Origin of the sequence: Halorubrum sp. SD690R (genome assembly GCF_005435035.1) — an archaeon.
Taxonomy (GTDB): Archaea; Halobacteriota; Halobacteria; order Halobacteriales; family Haloferacaceae; genus Halorubrum; species Halorubrum ezzemoulense.
Genome location: NZ_SGTV01000003.1, coordinates 12,137 through 34,299, shown reverse-complemented (window position 1 = coordinate 34,299; position 22,163 = coordinate 12,137). Strand labels below are relative to the sequence as shown.

Annotated in this window: 16 protein-coding genes; 9 read left to right on the top strand and 7 right to left on the bottom strand. The window is 62.7% G+C overall.

Going from position 1 to position 22,163, the window contains the following annotated elements:
• The first annotated feature begins 8 nt into the window (after window positions 1-8).
• On the top strand, window positions 9-431 hold the full coding sequence (locus EXE41_RS02635; protein WP_137690223.1) for a CoA-binding protein: 423 nt from the start codon (window positions 9-11) through the stop codon (window positions 429-431).
• A gap of 61 nt (window positions 432-492) precedes the next feature.
• Here EXE41_RS02635 and EXE41_RS02630 read toward each other — a convergent pair whose 3' ends face one another.
• A complete protein-coding gene (locus tag EXE41_RS02630) occupies window positions 493-1,473 on the bottom strand; it encodes a PLP-dependent cysteine synthase family protein (RefSeq protein ID WP_086216280.1) in 981 nt (326 codons plus the stop codon).
• A 155-nt stretch (window positions 1,474-1,628) separates the two neighbouring features.
• Between EXE41_RS02630 and thrS the strand changes: the two genes are divergently transcribed.
• Entirely contained in the window at window positions 1,629-3,602 is a 1,974-nt protein-coding gene (thrS, locus tag EXE41_RS02625; RefSeq protein WP_199240853.1) for a threonine--tRNA ligase, read from the top strand.
• Window positions 3,603-3,632: 30 nt separating this feature from the next.
• Here the strand turns inward: thrS and EXE41_RS02620 are convergent, their stop codons facing one another.
• The gene (locus tag EXE41_RS02620) at window positions 3,633-5,156 is read right to left on the bottom strand and encodes an ATP-binding protein (protein ID WP_137690221.1); all 1,524 of its coding nucleotides are present in this window, start codon (window positions 5,154-5,156) and stop codon (window positions 3,633-3,635) included.
• A gap of 143 nt (window positions 5,157-5,299) precedes the next feature.
• On the opposite strand from EXE41_RS02620, the gene EXE41_RS02615 reads away from it, so the two are divergent.
• From EXE41_RS02615 to EXE41_RS02605, 3 genes are all read left to right on the top strand, one after another.
• Entirely contained in the window at window positions 5,300-6,466 is a 1,167-nt protein-coding gene (locus EXE41_RS02615) for an alanine--glyoxylate aminotransferase family protein (protein ID WP_137690220.1), read from the top strand.
• 78 nt (window positions 6,467-6,544) lie between these two features.
• Window positions 6,545-7,654, top strand: a complete 1,110-nt coding sequence (locus EXE41_RS02610) for a guanosine monophosphate reductase (protein WP_086216276.1) — start codon at window positions 6,545-6,547, stop codon at window positions 7,652-7,654.
• 110 nt (window positions 7,655-7,764) lie between these two features.
• A complete protein-coding gene (locus EXE41_RS02605) occupies window positions 7,765-8,484 on the top strand; it encodes a class I SAM-dependent methyltransferase (protein ID WP_049929676.1) in 720 nt (239 codons plus the stop codon).
• Between the two features lie 38 nt (window positions 8,485-8,522).
• Here EXE41_RS02605 and EXE41_RS02600 read toward each other — a convergent pair whose 3' ends face one another.
• The 4 genes from EXE41_RS02600 to EXE41_RS19560 form a co-directional block, all read right to left on the bottom strand.
• Window positions 8,523-9,815, bottom strand: coding sequence for an MFS transporter (locus tag EXE41_RS02600; RefSeq protein ID WP_086216275.1), 1,293 nt, complete (start codon window positions 9,813-9,815; stop codon window positions 8,523-8,525).
• A gap of 89 nt (window positions 9,816-9,904) precedes the next feature.
• Window positions 9,905-10,642, bottom strand: a complete 738-nt coding sequence (locus tag EXE41_RS02595) for an SDR family oxidoreductase (protein ID WP_137690300.1) — start codon at window positions 10,640-10,642, stop codon at window positions 9,905-9,907.
• A gap of 91 nt (window positions 10,643-10,733) precedes the next feature.
• Window positions 10,734-10,991, bottom strand: coding sequence for a hypothetical protein (locus EXE41_RS19565; protein WP_241987183.1), 258 nt, complete (start codon window positions 10,989-10,991; stop codon window positions 10,734-10,736).
• 21 nt (window positions 10,992-11,012) lie between these two features.
• Window positions 11,013-11,348 (bottom strand): hypothetical protein, encoded by a 336-nt coding sequence (locus EXE41_RS19560; protein ID WP_241987182.1) that lies wholly within the window; start codon window positions 11,346-11,348, stop codon window positions 11,013-11,015.
• Window positions 11,349-11,928: 580 nt separating this feature from the next.
• Here EXE41_RS19560 and EXE41_RS02585 point away from each other — a divergent pair.
• Window positions 11,929-12,984: a sensor histidine kinase KdpD gene (locus EXE41_RS02585; RefSeq protein ID WP_241987181.1), complete on the top strand. Its 1,056-nt coding sequence runs from the start codon at window positions 11,929-11,931 to the stop codon at window positions 12,982-12,984.
• Window positions 12,985-13,455: 471 nt separating this feature from the next.
• On the top strand, window positions 13,456-14,454 hold the full coding sequence (locus EXE41_RS02580) for a tyrosine-type recombinase/integrase (protein ID WP_137690219.1): 999 nt from the start codon (window positions 13,456-13,458) through the stop codon (window positions 14,452-14,454).
• A 22-nt stretch (window positions 14,455-14,476) separates the two neighbouring features.
• Here the strand turns inward: EXE41_RS02580 and EXE41_RS02575 are convergent, their stop codons facing one another.
• On the bottom strand, window positions 14,477-15,496 hold the full coding sequence (locus EXE41_RS02575; protein ID WP_137690218.1) for a hypothetical protein: 1,020 nt from the start codon (window positions 15,494-15,496) through the stop codon (window positions 14,477-14,479).
• Between the two features lie 1,914 nt (window positions 15,497-17,410).
• On the opposite strand from EXE41_RS02575, the gene EXE41_RS02570 reads away from it, so the two are divergent.
• On the top strand, window positions 17,411-17,905 hold the full coding sequence (locus tag EXE41_RS02570) for a hypothetical protein (protein WP_137690217.1): 495 nt from the start codon (window positions 17,411-17,413) through the stop codon (window positions 17,903-17,905).
• Between the two features lie 94 nt (window positions 17,906-17,999).
• A complete protein-coding gene (locus EXE41_RS02565; protein ID WP_137690216.1) occupies window positions 18,000-21,854 on the top strand; it encodes an Eco57I restriction-modification methylase domain-containing protein in 3,855 nt (1,284 codons plus the stop codon).
• Window positions 21,855-22,163: the final 309 nt, after the last annotated feature.

The following is a 22,163-nucleotide window of genomic DNA, read 5'->3' as shown; positions in this document are numbered from 1 at the left end:
CGTCGACCATGCCCGTCACGGACGACGCCGGACTCGACCGCCTGCTCGACGCCGAGACGATCGCCGTCGTCGGCTGTTCGACGACGCCCGGGAAGGCCGCGCACGACGTGCCCGCGTATCTTCAGGACCGGGGGTACCGCGTGATCCCGGTGAATCCGTTCGCGGACGAGGTGCTCGGCGAACCGGCGTACGACGCGGTCGGCGACGTGGAAGAAGAGATCGACATCGTTGACGTGTTCCGGCCGAGCGAGGAGGTCCCGGAGATCGCCGAGGCCGTCCGCGAGCGACACGCGTCGCGCGGCGACGCCGGGACGCTGTGGCTCCAACTCGGGATCAGCCACGACGAGGCGGCCGCGGCCGCGGAGGAGGACGGGATCGACGTCGTTCAGGACCACTGTCTCAAGGTCGAACACGGTCGGCTGCGCGGATAACGGACCGGGCGGCGGCCGCGGTACCGGCCGGAGTCTGGGCGGCGTCGCGCCGCTCCGCCACCTACCCCTCCCACTCCTCGAAGGACCGGTAGACGCCCTTCGAGAGGTAGCGCTCGGAGGAGTCGGGGAAGACGGTGACGACCGCGTCGTGCGGGGCGTCTATCTTGCCGTCGCGGATCTCCCGCGCGACCCGCTTCGCCGCGATCGCGTTCGCGGCCGACGAGGAGGCGACGAGGTGGCCCTCCTCGCTCGCGAGCCGGCCCATCTCCTCGTGGACGTCGCGGTCGTCGATCGCTTGGATCTCGTCGACGAGGTCCGGGTCGAACAGCTCGTTGCGTCCGGTGTCGTGGGTGCCGATCCCCTCGGTCTTGTACGCCTCGTGGTCGACGTCTTCGCCGAGGAACTCGCGGTACGCGGAGCCGGCCGGCTCGACCGCGACGACGTGGGTGTCCGGGTCGGCCTCGCGGAAGTAGCGGGCGATCCCCATCAGCGTCCCGCCCGTGCCGCAGCCGGCGACGACCGCGCCGACCTCGCCGTCGAGGGCCTCGTCGATCTCGGGGGCGGTCGTCTCGTAGTGTGCCTCGGCGTTGAGCGGGTTCGAGAACTGTTGGGGGACGACCGCGTCGTCGAGCTCCGCCGCGATCTCGTGGGCGCGGTCGATCGCGAGCCCCATCCCGTCCTCGCTCGGCGTGTTCACCACCTCGGCGCCGAGCGCGCGCATGAGCTGCTGTTTCTCCACCGAGAAGCGCTCGGGAACGACGAAGACGGCGTTTAACCCCAGCTGCTTGGCGGCGACCGCGAGCCCGATCCCGGTGTTGCCGGCGGTCGGCTCGACCACGGTGCCGCCCTCGCCGAGGTCGCCCCGCTCCAGCATGCGTTTGAGCATGTACCTCCCGATGCGGTCCTTGATGCTCGCTCCCGGGTTGAACGACTCCAGCTTGGCGTACACCGGCACCGCGGTCGGCGCGTCGTGGACCTCGACGAGCGGCGTCTCCCCGATCGCCTCCAACACCGACGACAGGGGCTCCCGATGACTGGTCATAGGGCGGCAAACGTTGCCGGGTGATTTGTGTGTTGCCATCGCTCGCTCCCGATCCGGGGCTCCAGAGCGGCGGCGTGACTTGCCGGGATCTGGCGGCGAGCGCCGAACGATGTCCGGTCGACCGTGACGCTCGGCGCCGCGGATCGAACACACTTATGCCGGTCGTCCGGTTCCGACACTGTATGAGCGAGACCGATGCGGAGGCCGAGGTGACGGTCGTCCTGCCGGACGGATCAGAACTCACCGTTCCGGCGGGCTCGACAGTCGAGGACGTCGCCTTCGAGATCGGCCCCGGGCTCGGTCGCGACACCGTCGCGGGGAAGATCGACGGCGAACTCGTCGAGAAGCACGCGGCGGTCCACGACGGCGCGCGGATCGAGATCGTCACCGACCAGTCCGACGAGTACCTCACGGTGTTGCGCCATTCCGCGGCCCACGTGTTCGCGCAGGCGCTCCAGCGGCTCCACCCGGAGGCGACGCTGACGATCGGCCCGCCGACCGACGACGGCTTCTACTACGACGTGACCGACGTGGACGTCGACGAGGACGACCTGGCCGCCGTCGAGGCGGAGATGGACAAGATAATCGCCGCCGACTACGACATCGAGCGCGAGGTCCGCTCGCGCGAGGAGGCGAAAGAGATCTACGCCGACAACGAGTACAAACGCCAGATACTCGACGAGGAGGCCGACGGCGAGGAGGTCACCTTCTACGTCCAGGACGACTGGCAGGACCTCTGTCAGGGCCCCCACGTCGAGTCGACCGGCGAGATCGGCGCGGCGACGCTGCTCGAGGTGTCGGCCGCCTACTGGCGCGGCGACGAGGAGAACGACACGCTGACGCGCGTGTACGGCACCGCATTCGCGAGCGAGTCCGACCTCGAAGAGTACCTCGAACTCCGCGAGGAGGCCCAAGAGCGCGACCACCGAAAGATCGGGCAGGAGATGAACCTCTTCTCGATCCCGACGGTGACCGGCCCCGGCCTGCCGCTGTACCACCCGCCGGGGAAGACGGTGCTGCGCGAGCTGTCCGACTTCGCGAACGAGCTCAACCGCGAGAAGGGGTACGAGGAGGTCGAGACGCCGCACGTGTTCCGGACGGAGCTGTGGAAGCAGTCCGGCCACTACGAGAACTACAAGGACGACATGTTCCTCCTCGACGTGAACGACGAGGAGTACGGCCTGAAGCCGATGAACTGCCCGGGCCACGCGACGATCTTCGACCAGCAGAACTGGTCGTACCGCGACCTCCCCCAGCGCTACTTCGAGAACGGGAAGGTGTACCGGAAAGAGCAGCGCGGCGAGCTGTCGGGCCTCTCGCGCGTCTGGTCGTTCACCATCGACGACGGCCACCTGTTCGTCCGCCCCGACCAGATCCGGCAGGAGATCGAGTCGGTGATCGAGATGATCTTCGAGGTCGTGGAGACGCTCGATCTGGAGGTCGAGGTCGCCTTAGCGACCCGCCCCGACAAGTCCGTCGGCGGCGACGAGATCTGGGAGTCCGCCGAGGAGCAGCTCCGCGACGTGCTCGAATCGGGCGGCTACGACTACGACATCGAGCCCGGCGACGGCGCGTTCTACGGCCCGAAGATCGACTTCGGCTTCGAGGACGCTCTCGGCCGCGTCTGGGACGGTCCGACCGTCCAGCTCGACTTCAACATGCCCGACCGGTTCGACCTGACCTACACGGGCGAGGACAATGAGGAGCACCAGCCGGTGATGATCCACCGGGCGCTGTACGGGAGCTACGAGCGGTTCTTCATGGTGCTGATCGAGCACTTCGACGGGAACTTCCCGCTGTGGCTCGCGCCGAAGCAGGTTCGGATTCTCCCCGTCTCCGACGAGACGCTGGGCTACGCCCACCGCGTGAAGAACGAGCTGGAAGACGCGGGCTTCCGCGTCGAGGTCGAGGACCGCGACTGGACCGTCGGCCGCAAGATCCGCGCGGGCCACGACGACCGCCTCCCGTACATGGTCATCGTCGGCGACGACGAGCAGGAGGCGGGCACGGTCTCGGTGCGCGACCGCTTCGAGAACCAGCGCGGCGACGTCGACCTCGACACGTTCGTCGACCACCTCGTCGACGAGCGCGACGAGAAGCGGACGGAGCCGGACTTCGTCGACGAGTAACCGGCCCGAGCGGCCCGTCGTCGGCCGCGGTCAGTCGTCGACGAACTGTACGCCCTCGATCTCGAAGCGCGCCCCGCCCTCGCTCCCCTCGCCGACCGTCACCGTCCACCCGTGGGCGGCCGCGATCTCCTCGACGATTCGCAGCCCGAGCCCGGTCCCGTCCTTGCTGGTCGTGAATCCCGACTCGAACACCTTTTCGCGCTCCGAGGCGGGGATTCCGGGCCCGTCGTCCTCCACGAAGAACCCGCTCGCGTCGGCGAGGGGGGCGACACGGATCGTCACGTCGGTCCCGCCGTGGTCGACCGCGTTACGGAACAGGTTCTCTAACAGTTGGCGGAGCTTGGACCTGTCGGCGCGGACCACGACGCGGTCGTCGGTGGCGGTGAGGTCGGCGCCCCTCGTCTCGGCGGTGCCCCAGGCCTCGCGGCTCAGGTCGGCGACGTCGACCGCCGTCAGATCCTCGACCTGCGTGTCCTCCCGGGCTAACGTCAGCAGGTCGTCGATGAGCGTCTCCATCCGCGACAGCGAGTCCTTCACCGCTTGGAGGTGGTCGTCGCCGTCGGCGTCAACGAGATCGACGTGGCCAATCGCGGCGTTCAGCGGGTTCCGGAGGTCGTGGGTGACGACGCTCGTGAACTCCTCGTGACGGTCGCGCTCGCGCTGGACCTCCGCTTCTGCCCGCTTGCGCTCCAGTTCGTAGCTGACCCACCGGGTGAGCAGCCGCACGAAGGTCTGCTGGAGGTCGGTAAACGGCTCCGATCTGGCCGCGGTGTCGGCGAAACAGAGCGTCCCGTACAGCTCGGCGTCGACCTCGACTCGGCCGCCGACGTAGGTGCCAAGGTTGAACCGGTCGAACGCGGGGTCGTCGCTCCACCCCTCTGCCGCCGCGTCGACGACGGTCAGGAGGTCTTCTTGCCCGATGGTTTGCTTACAGTACGCCTCGGCCAGTGGGCAGCTCTCGCCGGGTTGGAGCGCCTCGTGTGTCGCGTGTGACGCCTCGATGTACTGTGTTCCGTCGTCAATGCGGGTGAGAAATCCGTTCGGCACGTCGAGGTACTCACAGCCCAGCTCGAACAGCGAGTCGAGCTTCTCCTCGAACGGTCGCTTCCGGTCGGAGGAGACGGCGTACAGCCGTTGGACCGCTTTGAGGTCTCGCTCCCGTTGCCGTTCTAACTCCCGCTGTTCGGTGATATCCCGGAGGTGGATCGAGAGGCCCGACTCGGAGGGCGAGACGCGCACGTCGAACCACGTGTCGAGCGGTTCGTAGTACGAGTCGAACGACACCGGCTCCTGGGTCTCCATCGCCTCGTGGTACCGGTCGTAGAACTCCGTTTCGACGGCCTCGGGGATCGACTCCCAGATGTTCGCTCCCTCGACGGATTCGCGGGACTCAACGATGTCGTCGGCCATCGCCTCGCGGAGGATCGCCGCGCCCGTCTCGTTCGTGTAGGTGATCCGCCAGTCGGCGTCGAGCGCGAAGAACCCGTCCGCCATCCGATCGAGGACCACCCGGAGGTCGGCGTCAGGCGCCGATGCTCCGGGTGTATCGTTCATACATACGGACTGTATTACTGCCACTTTACTTCCCGGGATCACCGGTGGTAGACTCCCGACCGGCCGCGGGGTCGCCGCCCTCCGCCGGCGCGCTCTGTTCGTTTTCCGCCGTGTTTTTTGTCACCGCCGCGGGAGCGTGGGGTATGAGCAACCGATCGATGACGGCCACCGCGGACGACGGAGCTCCGGACGTCGGAGAGCTGACGCCGCCGGACCGGACCCTGATGGGGCCCGGACCGAGCGACGTCCACCCGCGCGTGCTCAAGGCGATGAGCACGCCGCTCGTCGGCCACCTCGACCCGTCGTTCGTCGAGATCATGGACGAGGTCCAGGAGCTGTTGCGCTACACGTTCCGGACCGACAACCAGTGGACGATCCCGGTCTCCGGGACCGGGTCGGCGTCGATGGAGGCCGCCATCGGCAACCTCGTCGAGCCGGGCGACACGATGCTGGTACCGACGAACGGCTACTTCGGCGGCCGGATGAAGTCGATGGCCGAGCGCGCGGGCGGCGAGGTCGTCGAGGTGGACGCCCCGTGGGGCGAGCCCCTCGACCCCGTCGACGTCGAGCGCGCGTTCAACGAACAGCAGCCGGACGTGTTCGGGTTCGTCCACGCGGAGACGTCGACGGGCGTCCGCCAGCCGAACGTCTCCGAACTGACCGACATCGCGCACGCTCACGACGCGTTCGTGATCGCGGACTGCGTCACCTCGCTCGGCGGCGTCGAGATGCGCGTCGACGAGTGGGGCGTCGACGCCGCCTACTCCGGCCCGCAGAAGTGCCTCTCGTGTCCGCCGGGGGCGAGCCCACTCACGCTCAACGACCGCGCGATGAACAAGGTGCTCGACCGCGAGGAGCCGGCCCGCTCGTGGTACCTCGACCTCTCGCTGTTGGAGGGGTACTGGGGCGACGAGCGCGCGTACCACCACACCGCGCCGATCACGAACGTGTACGCGCTCCGCGAGGCGCTCCGCCTCGTCGCCGAGGAGGGAATCGAAGAGCGGTGGACGCGTCACCGCGAGGTCGCCGGCGACCTGAAGGTAGGGCTCCGCGATCTGGGCCTCGAAATGAACGCTCCCGACGAGTACTGGCTCCCAAGTCTGAACGCGGTCCGGGTGCCCGACGGGGTCGACGACGCCGCCGTCATCGACCGCCTGCTCGACGAGTACGACCTGGAGATCGCCTCCGGGCTCGGGGACCTGGAGGGCGACATCTGGCGCATCGGCTGTATGGGGCACTCTGCCCGCCCGAAGAACGTCGAGTACGTCCTCGCGGCGCTCGAGGGCGCCCTGGCCGAGCAGGGGTACTGACGCGTCGCGGCAGCGCGACCGCGCCCGCTCCGGCTATCGAGAGGTTTTTCACCGTCCGTCCCCCGTCCCGCTAAGGGTATGAACGATCTACGAACCGGGCTGAGCTACGGGGACGTGCTGCTCGTCCCGCAGCGGTCGCCCGTCGACAGCCGGAGCGACGTGGACCTGTCGACGCGGTTCACGCCGAACGTCGAACTGGAGACCCCGCTGGTCTCGGCGGCGATGGACACCGTCACGGAGGCCGAACTGGCGATCGAGCTCTCGCGGGCCGGCGGGCTCGGCGTCCTCCACCGCTTCCTCACCGTCGACGAGCAGTCGGCGCAGGTCGAGCGGGTGGCCGCGGCCGGCGAGCGGGTCGCGGCCGCGGTCGGCATCAACGAGGACCACCTCGCTCGCAGCGCCGCGCTGGTCGACGCCGGCGTGGACGCGATCGTCGTCGACGTCGCGCACGGCCACCTCGACCGGACGATCGCGGCCGTCGAGGAGATCGCTGCGGAGTTCCCGGAGACGGACCTCGTCGCCGGCAACGTCGCCACGCCGGCGGGCGTCGAGGACCTCGCGGCGGCCGGGGCCGACTGCGTGAAGGTCGGCATCGGGCCGGGTTCGCACTGTACGACGCGGAAGGTCGCCGGGGCCGGCGTCCCACAGCTCACCGCGGTCGACGACTGCGCGACCGCGGCCGCGGACCTCGACGTGACGATCTGCGCCGACGGCGGCATTCGGACCTCCGGCGACGCGGCGAAGGCGCTGATGGCGGGGGCCGACACGGTGATGCTCGGGAGCCTCTTCGCCGGGACGGCGGAGGCCCCGGGGGCGGTCGTCGAGGTCGACGGGACGCGGTACAAGCGGTCGCGCGGGATGGCGACGACCGCCGCCGCCGAGGACCGGGACGACAAAGGCGCGAACGTGGGCGCCGACGAGGGCGTCGAGGCGCTGACGCCCTTTAAGGGCCCGGTGGGGACGGTCGCCGAGGAGTTCTGCCAGGGGATTCGTTCGGGCCTCTCGTACTGCGGCGGGCACACGCTCGAAGGCGCCCGGGAGCGCGCCGAGTTCATGCGCGTCGCCCCCGGCGCGAAGGAGCGCGAGGGGTTCCACACCGACGACGACTGGGAGGGGATCAGCGTGGACAGCGAGACGAAGCGGGTCGCCAACTCGACCGGCGGGTCGGCCGCCGAGGGCGACGACTGAACGGTCAACTGCGTCCGGTCCCGTCGCCGGCGGACACGAGGTGCGACCCGATGCGTCACTGCGTGACGATATCACGGACCGCTTTTCACCGTGAGCGGACAGTCCGGCGTATGGCCGACGCCTTCGGACGCGCGCTCCGCGACCACAACCGTGGCGACCGGACGGAGCCGCTCTACCAGGGAGACGGCGAGGCGGTCCGCGAACATCCGATCGAGGCGTTCTATTTCACCGAGTTCGACCCCGACGACGAGGCGGGGTCGTGGCTAGCGTCCCGGCTGGAGTGCCCGCTGGTCGACCTCGGCGCCGGCGCTGGCCGCCACGCGCTGCGGTTTCAGGAGCGGTTCGAGACGGTGGCCGTCGAAGCCAGCCCGGCGCTCGTCGAGACAATGCGGGACCGCGGCGTCGCCGACGCGAGGGAGGGCGACATGTTCGCCCTCCGCGAGTCGTTCGAGCGCGACCGATTCGCGTCGGCGCTCGCGATCGGGACGCAGATCGGGCTGGCGGGGTCGATGCGCGGGCTCTCGGCGTTCCTCAGCGACCTCGCGTTCGTGACGACGCCCGACGCGACCGCGGTGGTCGACTGCTACGATCCCGAGCACTCCGAGGCGGCAGACCTGTTCGGCTACCGCGCGGACCCGACGCCGGGGCTCGCGCACCGCCTCATGTGGTTCCGGTACGACGGGGAGACGGACCCGACGCTCCACTTCCGGCTGTTCTCGCCGGACCGACTCCGCGAGGCCGCCGTTGGGACCGACTGGGTCGTGGACGCGGTCGACCGCGAGGGCTCCGGCGACGGCCCGCACTACCGCGCCGCGCTGCGGAAGCGGTAAGCGGACGTGGCCGCTCGGTGTGCGGGCCGCACGCGGTCCTACCACGTCGTCAGCGCCGCGCGACCGTGGTCCCGCGCGAGGATCGCGAGGAACGCGAGGACGCCGGTGACCGCGAACGCGCCGCCGACGTAGAAGACGGACGCCATGCTCACCTCGACCATGAGCCAGCCGGCGATGAGAGGGCCGGCCACCGACCCCGGCCGCCACACCAGCTCTCGGATGCCGAAACTGGAGGCGACGCCGCCGTCGTCGGTCCCCTCGTCGGCGAACAGCGCCATGCTGGCCGGCTCCCGGAACGAGTCGGCGACGCCGAGGAGTCCCGAGAGGCAGACGAGCGGAAGGTACGCCGGCGGGAGCGCGCCCAGTACGGGGACCGTGACGCCGCTACCGAGGGCGGCACCGATCGGCGCCGAGAACGGGATCGCCATCGCGATCACCCCGTAGGCTCCGCCGCCGCCGAACACGAACAGCGACCGCCCGTAGGCGTCTGAGAGCCGACCCGTGAACAGTTGCCCGACCATGTTGGTCGCCTTCTCGGCGGTGACCGTCACCGCCACCGCGGTCGCCCCGACCGCGAGCCCCCCGCCGCCGACCGCCGTCCCCGCGTAGATGGGAACCCACGTCCGGACCATCGTCACCGCGAAGGCGTACTGCGCCCGGAACGTCGATATCGTCAGGAGCTTGCGGTTGACCGCGAGGTCGGTGAAGGGGAACCCCTCGATCCGCGTCGGGTCGTCGTCGAGCACGCCCCACGTGACGAGCCACGCGGCCACCATCAGCGCCGTGATGACCCCGAAGACGGGCCCGAAGCCGACGGCGTCGTAGATGGCGCCCGCGCCGAGCGAGCCGAGTATCGAGGCGGCGAACGAGGCGGCGTTCGCCTTCCCGATCTTGTCCGCCCGGGTGCCCGCTTCGGCGATCTGGCCGACGAGCGAGAGCGTCATCAGCCCCGCGCCGGTGACGACGAACCCTTGAAGCGCGCGCACGGCGACGAACGTGGCCGAGGAGTCGACCAGCGGGAACAGCGCGTACACGCCCGCACCGGCCACGAGAACGGCGAGGAGGACGCGCCGCTTGTCGAACCGGTCGCCGGCCCACGCGAGCGGGACCACCGCGGCCGTCTGCGCGAGCGTGAACCCGGTGGTGTACATCCCGATGACGAAGCCGGCCGAGACCGTGACGCCCAACACGGTGACCGCCTGCGGGTCCAACGCGTTGATGTACGTCGGCAGAAGCGTCAGCAACGTGATGAACCCGAACCCCTCCGCGAACCGAGTGAGGTAGAGCGCCCAGAACTGCGATCGCTTCGGTCCGTCCGTCGCGTTGCTCACACGCGTCCGCCGTCCGGTGATTCAAAAGGGGTTACGGTTCGAAGGTCGGGGCCCGACGCTCGACGGCTCGTCCGCCCGGACCGCGGCGGCTACAGCGTGTCGGCGAACTTGTCGCGCCGGAAGAGGTCGATCTCCTGGGCCGTCGAGCCGGGCCGCGACGCGGCGAAAGAGATCGCCTCAGCCACCTCCTCGGGCTCGGTGACGCTCCCGGGCTCGAACCGCTCCTCGAACGGCTCGCCGTCCTCGCTCCCGAACTCCGTCCGGACCTCCGAGGGGTTGACCACGGAGACGGCCACGCCCTCGTCGCCGACCTGCGCCGCGACGCTGTGCGCGAACCCGCGGACCCACCACTTCGTCGCGGCGTACACGGGGTTGAACGACCGCGGGTACTCCCCGGCGAAGCTGCCGACCGCGATCAGGCTGCCCTCGCTCTCCGTGAGGTGCGGGAGCGCCGCGCGCGTGAGGAAGAACGCGCCGTCGACGTTCGTCTCCTGTATCACCGAGTACTCCTCGTCGGTCATCGTCGCCACGTCGCTCCCGCGGGCGACGCCCGCGTTGACGACGGCCACGTCGAGGTCGCCGAACTCGTCGACCGCGGCCTCGACCGCCGCTTGCGAGGTCGCCGGGTCGCGCACGTCGCCGTCCGCGACCACGGCCCCGACGCCGTGCTCGGACCGCACGTCGTCCGCGACCGATTCGAGCGCCTCGCGCCGCCGCGCCACGAGGACGACGTTCGCCCCGCGCTCGGCGAGCGCGTGCGCCGTCGCCTCACCGATTCCCGAACTCGCTCCCGTTATCACCGCCGCCGCGTCGTCGAGACTCGACATGTACGCAGCGTCGTCGTCGGCGAAGCACATAAATCACCCACGCCGCGGCGAGCGGCGCAGGGGCGGTTGAGCGAACTGCTCGCCGACCGCCTCAGCGGTTGGAGGAGGTGACGCGTCGGTGGTTCGCGCCCGCCCGCATGTCCACGTGGCCGCAGCGCTCGCACCGCCACACGTACGCGCCGGTCTTCACCGCCGCCCGTTCGCCGTCGACCCGTTCGGTCCGGTCGCTCCTTCGCCGGGCGCACTCGTCGGGGCGGTACTTGCTCTCGACGGACTCCTCCTCGGCGACGCCGTCGCCGTCGCCGACCGCGAACCCCTCGGCGACGGCGCGAACGTCCTCGCCGCTCATCCGTCGTCGCAGCCGAGTCAACTACTCCTGGAAGCGCTCGGCCCGGTCGACGAGTCGGCCGTACCGGCCGTCGTCCGTCGGATCGCCGCCGTCCCGCCACTCGTACGCCGAGATGAGCACGGTGGTCCGGTAGTGCTGGTCCAAGAGCAGGTGGTAGTCGGCCCGGTGGAACAGCGTCTCGACGGTGTCGACGAGGTCCGCCTCGAACACCGGGCGTTCGATGTCGCGGTCGTACGGCGCATCCCCGTCCGGGGCCGACCGCTCCCTGACGCAGAGCACGCGACAGTGCGACGCCTCCGACCGCGACCGTTCCAGTATCTCCTCGGCCGCCCCGTCGCCGAGCGACTCGTCCGGCACGAGGACCGCGACCCCGCCGTCGAACGCCTCGGCGAACTGGGCGGTCGTCAGCCCTCGGCGGGGGCGTACTCGTCGAGCCAGAGCCCGGAGAGGTCGGCCCGGGTCTTGTTCGCCTCGCAGACGACGACCGACGAGGCGAGAAGCGCAACGGGAATCACCCACCGCGGGCCGCTCGGCGCGACCGCCCGACCGGCCGCGGCGTGGCGTCACTCATCGCGCTCCGTCGGCGCGGCGCTCGGCTCGCGCATCGACTCGGAGAGCCGCCTCGGCTCGACGGAGAACGGGTGGACGGTCGTGAGGTCCTCGACGAGCGAGACGGCAGTCTCGACCGACCGCTCCGCGCGCCGGAGGTCAGCCTCGATGAAATGACGTTATATTGATTATTTCTGGGTGTTTCGTCGAACACAGCGCGGGTAGCCGGGATAATCTGTTCGGTCGCTGCCGTGCTGAATGCCCGGATAAGTGCGCCACATGGGCTCGTTTCGACCCTCGATCACGGCCTCGACCGGCGCTCGGAGCGCCGAGGGCTCTCGTACATATCGAAATTATTTAAATATCGCATACTGGAATACATTCAAAAATGGCTCCCGACACTCAGATGAATCCCGTCGTTATCGTGGGGGCGGCGATCATCGTCGTAACAGGGGTGATGAGTGTGCTCGTGGACGTCGACTTTGGGATACTCGCACTCCAGGCCGCGGTTCCGATGCTCATCGGGGTCGGATTGGTGTCGTACGGGCGGCTCCGATCGGACGGGGTCGCCGCGACGAGCCAGCGGACGGTGTTGAAATGGACTGTCACCGGGTTTCTCGCGTTCGTGATTCTCGGAGCCTGGTTCGGGGAGATGGCCTCCCGAGCGGACTCGTCGATCCTGCTCTCGATGACCGGATCGCTGAGCGTCGGCGCGGCGCTCGGCACGGTCATCGGCGTGTACGCGGCGCGGCTTCGTCGTACGAACGAGGAGCTCGCGGAGACGGTCTCCGAACTCGAACGGGCGAACGAGCGCCTGACGATGCGGAACGAGCAGCTGGATCAGTTTGTCGACGTCGCCAGTCACGACCTCCGAAACCCGGTGAACGTCGCGAAAGGGCGGATCGACCTCGCCCGCAGGGAGTCCGACAGCGAACACCTCGAAACGGCGGACGCCGCCCTCACTCGCATGGAGGCTCTGATCACCGACCTCGTCTCGTTGACGAAGGCGGGCGACCGGATCGACGAAGTCGCCCCCGCGAATCTCGAAGCGGTCAGCCGGTCGGCGTGGGGGAGCGTCGACACGGGCGACGCATCGCTGCGCGTCGAGACAGAGATAGCCATTTCCGCCGACGAGAGCCGATTGCGACAGATCTTGGAAAACCTGTTCCGCAACTCGGTCGAACACGGCGGCGAGGACGTGACCGTGCGGGTCGGAGCCATTCCGAACGGGTTCTACGTCGAAGACACCGGCGCGGGGATTCGAGACGACCTTCGCGACCGACTGTTCGAAGACGGAGTCACCACGGGCGAAGGGGGCGCGGGCCTCGGACTGACCATCGTCAAGCAGATCGCCACCGCTCACGGGTGGGAGATAGGCGTCGAGCAGAGCGCCGAGGGCGGCGCTCGCTTCGCGTTCACGGGCGTTGAGTTCCCAGACGGGTGAGGAGTGTCACACGCAGTCTGACTCCGGCCACCCCGCGGGCCGGAATCGAGTGTCGGTCCTGTGGCGCTCGATCCCTCGTCCGTTTGTCCGTGCGGTCCGCCAGGAGTCCCGTCGACGGGCAGAGCCGTCCGTTCAACGTTCGTATCAACCGTCTCGGCACGACTCTTCCCCCTCGGCTAGTTCTCCGAGCCGTCGGCCACCTCGATGGCGCCGATCTGCCGTTCTACCCCGTTCGTGATTCCGCCTTTCGAGACGGCGGCACAACGCGGGAACTCGTCAGTAGACGGTGGACCGTTATGAGAAGCGGGCCGGGCGCGATTTGAACACTCAGAGGCTCTTAAAGCCTCTATAACCGCGCCTGCGTCCCGCAGGGCGCGGATGCGTCCGAGGATTAAGAGTCCGTCGAGAGAACGTGGCTCCCGACAAAAACCAGCGTACGCCCCCGGACTGTCTGGCATCGTCTTGGTAGACATGTCCGAACTCGACCCAATTGAACCACAAGAAGCAGTCGACTTGTACCTCCGCCACCGCGCGGATGAACTGGCTGACTCGTCGCAGGACGCGCACAGACTCCGTCTCAAACACTTCGTTCGCTGGTGTGACAACGAGGGCATTGCTAACCTCAACACCCTCACCGGACGTCGGCTTCACGAGTACCGATTGTGGCGTCGCGAAGATGGCGATCTCAACCGCGTCTCCGTGCGGACGCAAATGAGCACGCTCCGGGCCTTCGTCCAATTGTGCGAACAATTTGACTTCGTTGAGACGGGACTCTCGGACGCTGTAGACGTGCCGACGATTGAGAAGGGCGAGAACGCACGATCCGTCCACATCGAGTACGAGCAGGCGCAGCGTATTCAGGAACGCCTGGAAAAATACGAATACGCAACACTTCGACACGTAATATTCCTCATCCTGTGGCGAACGGGCATTCGGACAGGCACTGCTCGGGGACTCGACGTCGACGATGTGGATTTGGACGACAGACATCTCCGAGTGAGACACCGGCCCAAATCAGAAACGCCACTCAAAAATAAGAGTCGCGCAGAACGGTTAATCAGCATCAGTCAAGGCACCGCTGACGTTCTCAATGACTGGATCACTGATCGTCATTCCCACACTGAAGACGACTACGGACGGACTCCGCTGTTGGGGACAGATTATGGGCGCATCAGTCGAAGTGGAATCCGCCGGCAGACGTACTGGGTGACATCGCCTCAATTCGTCGGTGAGGAATGTAGCTGTGACGTCTCAGAGCACCAGTATAATCGCATCTACGAATGCGACGATGCTGTGTCGCCCCACGCAGTACGGCGGGGATCAATCACGTGGCGACTCCGCTCAGACGCACCGAAGCCAGCTGTCTCTGATCGCTCCAATGTGAGCTCGGAGGTTCTTGATGAGCACTACAACGAGATGACACAAACTGAGAAGATGGAAAAACGGCGGAGCTACTTCGACGACGCTTGAGATACGATATAACGGATCGTACCTATCGCACGCTTCGGATTGTCCGCGGAACATAGTCATCCCTGTTCTGACATTTTTTTCTCTGCGCCAGATCCGACTCCAAGAAGATCTCGATTAGTTCAGTCTCAGTGAACTTGGTATCAGAGAACTTACTAGATTTCCATGCCCACCAAGCCAGCTTGCTGGCGAGCGAGGCGTCCGCCCGACTGCGATCGTGGCTCCAAGAGGCACTATCCCACGCGGTACTTCCGCGCTCCCACAGCTCAGTAGCGTCATCATCATGCGCCAGCATCGCGTTGACAAGCCTCTGCTGTTTATCAGAGAGTCTGTTTTCACGGGGGGTGTAGTCGACAGTCTCGATAGCTGAGTCAGTCTCAGAGTTGTTCTGTTCTACCTCTGTGCCGACGTACTCACGCTGGAGTGCTGTCGTTAGCCCGGTACACTCGACCACATCATCGGAGAACGACTCAAGCGCTCCACCGGTAAACGTCATCATTCGTGAGTCATAGAGTTCGATCTCTCCCTGACCGTCAAGCGGAGCCTTCTGATCCAGTGAGTCATTAACCCCACGCTCATCTGCCAGCAGTAGATGGAGCCCAGTTCCGCTCGGTGAGAGTTCTGTGTACGTACCAAGATCAGAGACGAGTTCCGAGGCGTCCGGTGCTATACAGCCGTCATCAGTGACGACATCATCAAGATCTATCGCGATGAGGTCCGTCTGTGAGAGCGCAAGGCCAACACCGTTGAGGCGACGACTCTCTCCTAACCGATGCTGGGACTCGTGGACTGTGTGTAGTGCGTCTTGATACGTCGTTGCCCCGGTAGCCTCATGTCCGTTGACGTATTTTGGCCGAGCAGAGTTCGGATCACAGGGGACTTTGCTGTCGTCTGTGACGACATAGGCGAGCCAGCACTCCTCATCAACGTAGCTCTCCAGCGTGGTTGATCCACCGTCAACTATCTCTACTCCGCTCGGAACATGTGCGATGCTATCGGCGATACCTTCACTGCCATTTTCTGCTGACATTGCGACGATCCGCACGAGGGTTGTACACCCTCACTCTGAACTCGGCTATACGTAGAGGATTAACACATATAACTGGCACGGGAAACGATATCCGTATTGCTTTGATGTCGGTGAACTACCATTAGAGCTGGGACAATCGCCGGTGCTGTAAACAGCATTCCCACTACTGTTTATGATCACACAGAGAGTAGGATGGCAACAGACTCGTTATCATTTGGATCGGAAGAGTTGGCATGTTTGACTCACAGACCCACCAATTTTCGCGCGCGGTTTGCTCAGTGTTATAGCCGACGTCGATTCAGTCGAGTAAAAAAATCGATGTGCCAGGCGCTTCATGAATTTGCTTCAGTAATCCTGGGGGTAGTGCCAATTTTCTCTAGAACGATTACCAATTCCAGTGGTTGCGGGCTCGGCCTGATTCGGAGTCATAGTTCGAATCAGTAGCTCGAAAATACAGTGGCAGGCATACACTCTGAAGCCTTCCCTCCATCACCGCGACCGCTCGGCAACCACACCGCAGTGTCGTTTGAACCGCCTGCCGGCCGTGGAGGACCGCTGTCGTCGGTCATAGGTCGAATCGGTACGGCTCGTTACACCCTGTTGGTTGTTGGTCTACCAACGCCAGGTAGCTTGCCGGCACGGACAGCGCGCCCTCAACGCTGACGCTGTCGACGTCCACCAACGTGCGCCAGTTCCGCTCAACTGAGCAAAGTTGTAGAAAACTTCAAGAATTGTGTAATATTTGAACAACCACCGCGTGCTCTGTCCCCAGTCTATCGGATATCTTATACAACTTAGGACTGTCCATAATGTCACTCGACGCAGCTCCGCTCAGTCGGTGGCTACTGAGTGTATCTGGAATGTGGCTATTCTGCCTATATCTGAGATCGATTTGACGTCGGCTGAGTGCGCCGTGAGAGGCACCTGAGCGGGTTCCAAGTAGGGCATATCATCTCGGCTCACAAATCGCTTAACACGCTATCTATGGCGTTATTGTGGAAGAAGCAGTCGTTATACGACTGAACGTAACACAGTTGTCTCTTTCAGGAGCCTCTCAGCAGCGCACAGAGCGGTTTCTGGCGGGGATATGATTACAACCTACATCCACCCCCACACTGGCAGCCCTAGCGTCGCCACTAGCCGGCTTAGAATCGAACTGAGCACCATTGGACTGCTATCTATTCTAAGCCGACGTCGACACAGCCGGCTATGAGCCGACGGCAGTCGAAACTGCCTCGCGCGGTGCTGTGCTGTTTAGGTAAGTACCTAACTAGTTCTGGATGTTGTGTACAGCAACAGCTACCGCAGTTGCCACAGTAAGGGTTGTGTCGTATAGTGATCAGTACAGTAAAGTAAGGCAGTAGTATCCACCAACAACGCTTAGTCGTATAGGAGTAACACATTCAACTGCTACCCCAACTAGCGTTACTCCTACTGTGACTAGCTTCGGTATCACCGTAGACAGCGCCACTCGCAGTCCAACCGGTGGATCTCGCATCTGGACCATGGCGTTAGTCCCACCGCAGACTGCCCTACCAAAGCTAACGTGATTACAGTCGTGGCGAACAGGGCTGACGTCGAGGCCGACGATCTTGTCGCAGTTCTCCCGACTATCTACTATTTCTTACATGAATCTGTTGGGAGTAGTATTGTAGATATCTACAATACTGTTCCAACTAGCGCTCGTCGACTACTGACTGGCGGGGCTCCGTTCGGGGCCAGCCCCTGTCCGCGCCAAGGGTGGCCTCTGTCCGACTTGACTACTGGCGGAGCCTGCTTGTTCTCGACAGCTCGCGATGCCCACACCACCACGTGGTAACGCCGTCGCTGTGAGTGTGCTCCGTGCCCACCGTGCCCCTGTCCGAACAAACGCAAGAATTGAATTATAAGTTACAAACCTACAAGTGCGATCAGGCATCGTACAACGCTATGACAAGGCGTCGGGCTGTGCTCGGAACGATACTCGGTGGTACTGCCCTCTCAGGCTGTGTTGGAATCGGGAATTCCCACGAACAAAACCAGGACGGCTTGACAACGACAAATGAGTACACCACTACGTCAGGGGGAAACCAAGTACTGATTTTGACTTATGATGTCAATTTAGCTGAAGGAGAATGGGCAGGTACTGACTATAACGTAGATTTTGACTGTTGGATCTATATTGATGCTCAGCCTGTTTCAGGCTCAATACAGGTTGCTCTGGGACATGAGCGTGATCTATACGGCTATCGCGGTGATGGCGAACTTAATCCATATTTCTCACGAAAGGGAGCAGATGAAGTCGGCAACCCCGATCGTGTGTTTGCTGAGACATACGGGGAATGGAATATGATCGTAGATAATACAGACTATTTCGACGGGTTCAGTCCGGCTGGGGATGTTAGTGGAGAACTAGAGATTATAATTGAAGCAATTAATGCTTGAGTAGCGTACAATCATCACTTGCTATCCAAGCAAACCTCAGACAGCACGTTACGACAGAGACACTTTGATTTAGTTCGGGGGCGACGCCTTTGCTATGTCTACCCAGAACTCCCAAACGGAGTTCAACTTCGACGAGTTCGACACCACCGTTTCCGACGACGACGTCGATCTCGTAATCAACGCGATCGATTCGTGTATCCGCAGCCTCCGTGAGCAGTACAAAGATGACGATGATCTCGACAAGACATTTACCCGGGATCGAGGCGATTACGTCCCCCGCTCGGACTATACCCGCGATCAGCTCGACCCCGAACCACTAACGCAGGATCGTGTCATCGAACCGCTGCTCAAGATTCTGGGCTACGAGGACTATGGTTCTGAGGCAGGCGATTTCTCGTCCACTCGTGGTGAGCAGGCGGACTACGCCGTGTCACTCCGGGACATCGATACTGTCGAGTCGAGCCGGCTGCTGATTGAGGCAGAACCACTCAAGAAGCACCTCGAAGATCGCGGACATGGTGCGGATCAAGTCAAGTCCTGGCTCAGCCAGCGCGAGTTTGAATCCGACTTCGGCTTCGCTACTGACGGACTACGGTGGATGTTCATCAGATACGACGCCGACTCGTACACCCACACCACTGTCGCTGACGTCGATCTCCAGCCCGTTTTCCTAACGCTCTTTGAGAATCAGACGACGTCATCGAAGGCACCAGTCGACGCTGTCCCTGACGAACAGCGCGAGCTCGTCGCGGAACTCATCCAGTCGTTCAACTTCGACAACTTCCGCTCGATCATCGGCGACGCTCGCGATGTACTCAAACAAAAACAGGAAGCCATCACGGACGAGTTCTACGACGACTACATTCGCTACGTCTTTGGAGTTGACGAGGACGACGTCGGCGAGGACCGTCGGGCGCGGAGTCTTGTCGGCGACGGCGTCATCGCACCGGACGAGGCTGACGGTGGCGATACACGGCTGTTCTCGGTGGAGCTGATGAATCGCCTCATTTTCATCAAATTCTTGGAGGACAAGCGTATCGTCCGGCCCGACTTACTGAGTACCATTGTTGAGACGTACGAAGACGGCGTCTATCCCCAGACGATGTACAAGTCGTTCCTCGATCCGCTCTTCTATGACGTGATGAACGTCAAGCCGGATGTCCGAGACGACTCGATCAAACAGATCGATCTCTACAGCGAGATTCCATACTTGAACGGTGGCTTGTTCCGGCCAGAACTCAGCACAGAGTCCGAGCTTGACGAGCGGGGGTTCAACGTCCGCGACAGTGTTCTTGAGTCAATCATTAATCTCTTAGAACGCTACCAGTTCTCCGTCGACGGTGGGCCAGCTGATATTGATCCCTCCGTACTCGGCTCCGTCTTTGAGAAGACGATCAACTACCTCACCACAGATCCAGGCGATCAGAATGCTGACTTGGGAGCATACTACACGCCCAAGGAGATCACCAGGTTCAGCGCAGAGCAGACGGTTCGCCCAGCACTCCGAGAGCGGTTCGGTGAGATAATCGTCGAAGAGCGTGGGTGGCCAGAAGCTGAGGTTGAGCAGTACGATGGCCTCTATGAGCTCATCGACGGGATCCCACGCTCGAAAGATCTGATTGACAAGCTCCTTGACAACGTCGACGAGTTCTACGTGCTCGACCCGTCGATGGGTTCGGGGCACTTCCTGACGTCTGTCGTCGAGGAACTCACACAGGTTCGGGATGAACTCTGGGCACACAGCGATAGAGACGATCAGCCAAGTCGACACCGACTAAAGCAGACCACGGTCCAGAACAACATCTACGGTGTCGACATTATGGATCCTGCTGTCGAGATTGGAAAACTGCGTCTATGGCTCTCAATCGTGTCTGAGCTTGAGGAAGAAGACGTCGATGAGCTGAGCCACGAACAGCTGGCACTCCCGAACATCACGTTCAATCTTCGACAGGGTAATTCGCTCATCGGCTACGTGGGTTTCCCTGAGGAAACAGACGACGGCATCGCAACGTTCGAACAGTGGACGGACAATAGTGTCCGTTCACGCTACGAGGACGTCATTGACGAGATCGAACTCCACGAGGAGTACAAGGCGTTCCCAGAGAAAGCGGAGACACACCGGCAGAACGCGCTCTCGTTGCTCCGTGAGTACCGCGCGGAGCTTGACGAAGAGATTCTCGCTGACTTCCGGGATATCGTCGATGGTGTCACCGACGACGATCTAGACAGCTACACGCCGTTCCATTGGGTGCTCGAATTTGCTGAGGTGTACGCGGGTGGTGGCTTCGACGTCATCGTTGGAAATCCGCCGTGGGATCGGTTGCGTCCGACACGGGACGAATTCTTTGTTAGGTACGACGAGAAATTCCCGTCGCTATTACCGGATGAGAAAGAGACACGACAAAAAGAGTTACTCAAGGACGATGAAATAGCACGTGGTTGGGACGAGTATCAGCACGAGATTGAGGTTGTAACTGAATATTTCCATAATTCAGGCGAATATACGAAACAGACGCCGAAGATCGATGGGAAAACACAGGGAACAGAGAACGATCTATCTGCGTTGTTCCTTGAGCGTATTTTTCAGTTAGCAAAAAACGGCGGGAGAGTCGCACAGGTACTTCCTGGAGCAATATTTAGCGGAGCATCGACGAAAGATCTACGAGTACATCTAATGAGTGAAACAAACGTAGACTCAATTGTTACATTCGAAAACAGAGGTATTTTCTCGAATATTGAGGACAAGTACAAATTCGGAGTAGTCACATTCAAGAACGGAGGTAGTACAGGCGATCTGCGGGGTATATTCCATCAACAGTCGATAGATGTTCTCACAAATCTTGACGACGTGGCACTTAGTATTCCAACAGAGGTTCTGCTTGGGTATTCTCCTGAAGCCAGAGTTTTCCCTCACCTCGAATCTCAACGGCAGGTTGAGCTGCTACGGACATACATCAAACACAAACCAGTCAGCGAGCAAATAGGTGATGAGTGGTATTGTACCCCGTACGCTGAGTTACATCGTACAAGCGACGCTGATAGGTTCGTAGAGAGTCGTGAGCTAGGAGATTACCCAGTGTACGGTGGTAGCAACATATATCAATTCAGTCACGATCCAACGTTTGTTGACATTGACTCCCCAGAGTTTTGGAGTGTTGATGAGGACGAGAATCCAGATGAAAGCGCGAAGAGGCGGATTCGGGAAAAGAATCACCGAAAATTGAAACGGGCGATCTATGATGAATTCGACGGTACTGGCTCGCAGAAGTCCTTCGTAAACAGTTTGTTGGAGGATAACCGGGGAGAGCCACTCTCTGAGGAAGATGTGAAACTCGACTGTTCAGAGTACCGTATAGTCTATCGAGATATTGCTGATAGAATGAATGAACGGACTCTTATTGCCTCTGTAATCCCGAAAGGAGTTGTTTGCCACAACAAACTTCACACTATCCGTCCGTATCAGATCAACCCCAACGAGGAGGACCTTTCAACTGACACCCTCCATAGCGCTTATGAGCGGATATTCACTGATAAAGAGCTGTTTGTAGTTGCTGGCATGTTGAATAGCGTTCCATTTGACTTCCTAATGCGTACAAAAGTTGATAATACAGTTGTCATGTACAAATTCAAGGAATCACAGATTCCTCATCTCACAGAGGGGGACGACTGGTTCGAGCACATTTGGACGCGTGCTGCCAGGCTCAATTGCTACGGAGATACGTTCGCCGAAATGCGAGATAGTCTGGGTATCGAAGCAGCAACTGATCCCGATATGAGAGAACGGATCCAGGCAGAACTTGACGCTGGCGTGTTTCACGCATACGGATTCAATCGCGAACAGACGGAGTTTGTCCTTGACGACTTCCATCAGGTTCGGAATCCACGCCGGATGTCAGACGAGTATTTCGATCTCGTGCTTGAGAAGTTCGACGAGCTGGCAGCCGAGTAGGCCGGCTCCGAAGCAACGATCAGTGGTCCCTCCATGCTGGAGGCGACGGCGAGCTGGATACGTCCGCCGACAGTGACGCCGAATCCGAGCCGACGATGGCAGACTAACTTCCCTGTCGACTCACAGCCGGCGTACCTGTTCTGTCGCACTACTGTAGCGACTTCGAACCGACTGCGACGCGCCAAACCACACCCGTGGAAACCACTGGTCCGACGCGAACCAAGACACTCCGAGGCAACTCCGAGAGCGATTGTAACAAGAGCGCTTTCGTTCACTGAAAGGCGATATTCGCGAGGCATTCGTTGACTT

Excerpts from the sequence above, each read along its gene's own strand:
- EXE41_RS02635 (WP_137690223.1), top strand. The coding sequence starts at position 9 with ATGCCCGTCACGGACGACGCCGGACTCGACCGCCTGCTCGACGCCGAG.
- EXE41_RS02580 (WP_137690219.1), top strand. The coding sequence starts at position 13,456 with ATGTCCGAACTCGACCCAATTGAACCACAAGAAGCAGTCGACTTGTAC.
- EXE41_RS19565 (WP_241987183.1), bottom strand. The coding sequence starts at position 10,991 with ATGAGCGGCGAGGACGTTCGCGCCGTCGCCGAGGGGTTCGCGGTCGGC.
- EXE41_RS02615 (WP_137690220.1), top strand. The coding sequence starts at position 5,300 with ATGAGCAACCGATCGATGACGGCCACCGCGGACGACGGAGCTCCGGAC.
- EXE41_RS02570 (WP_137690217.1), top strand. The coding sequence starts at position 17,411 with ATGACAAGGCGTCGGGCTGTGCTCGGAACGATACTCGGTGGTACTGCC.
- EXE41_RS02610 (WP_086216276.1), top strand. The coding sequence starts at position 6,545 with ATGAACGATCTACGAACCGGGCTGAGCTACGGGGACGTGCTGCTCGTC.
- EXE41_RS02585 (WP_241987181.1), top strand. The coding sequence starts at position 11,929 with ATGGCTCCCGACACTCAGATGAATCCCGTCGTTATCGTGGGGGCGGCG.
- EXE41_RS02620 (WP_137690221.1), bottom strand. The coding sequence starts at position 5,156 with ATGAACGATACACCCGGAGCATCGGCGCCTGACGCCGACCTCCGGGTG.
- thrS (WP_199240853.1), top strand. The coding sequence starts at position 1,629 with ATGCCGGTCGTCCGGTTCCGACACTGTATGAGCGAGACCGATGCGGAG.
- EXE41_RS02605 (WP_049929676.1), top strand. The coding sequence starts at position 7,765 with ATGGCCGACGCCTTCGGACGCGCGCTCCGCGACCACAACCGTGGCGAC.
- EXE41_RS02630 (WP_086216280.1), bottom strand. The coding sequence starts at position 1,473 with ATGACCAGTCATCGGGAGCCCCTGTCGTCGGTGTTGGAGGCGATCGGG.
- EXE41_RS02595 (WP_137690300.1), bottom strand. The coding sequence starts at position 10,642 with ATGTCGAGTCTCGACGACGCGGCGGCGGTGATAACGGGAGCGAGTTCG.
- EXE41_RS02565 (WP_137690216.1), top strand. The coding sequence starts at position 18,000 with ATGTCTACCCAGAACTCCCAAACGGAGTTCAACTTCGACGAGTTCGAC.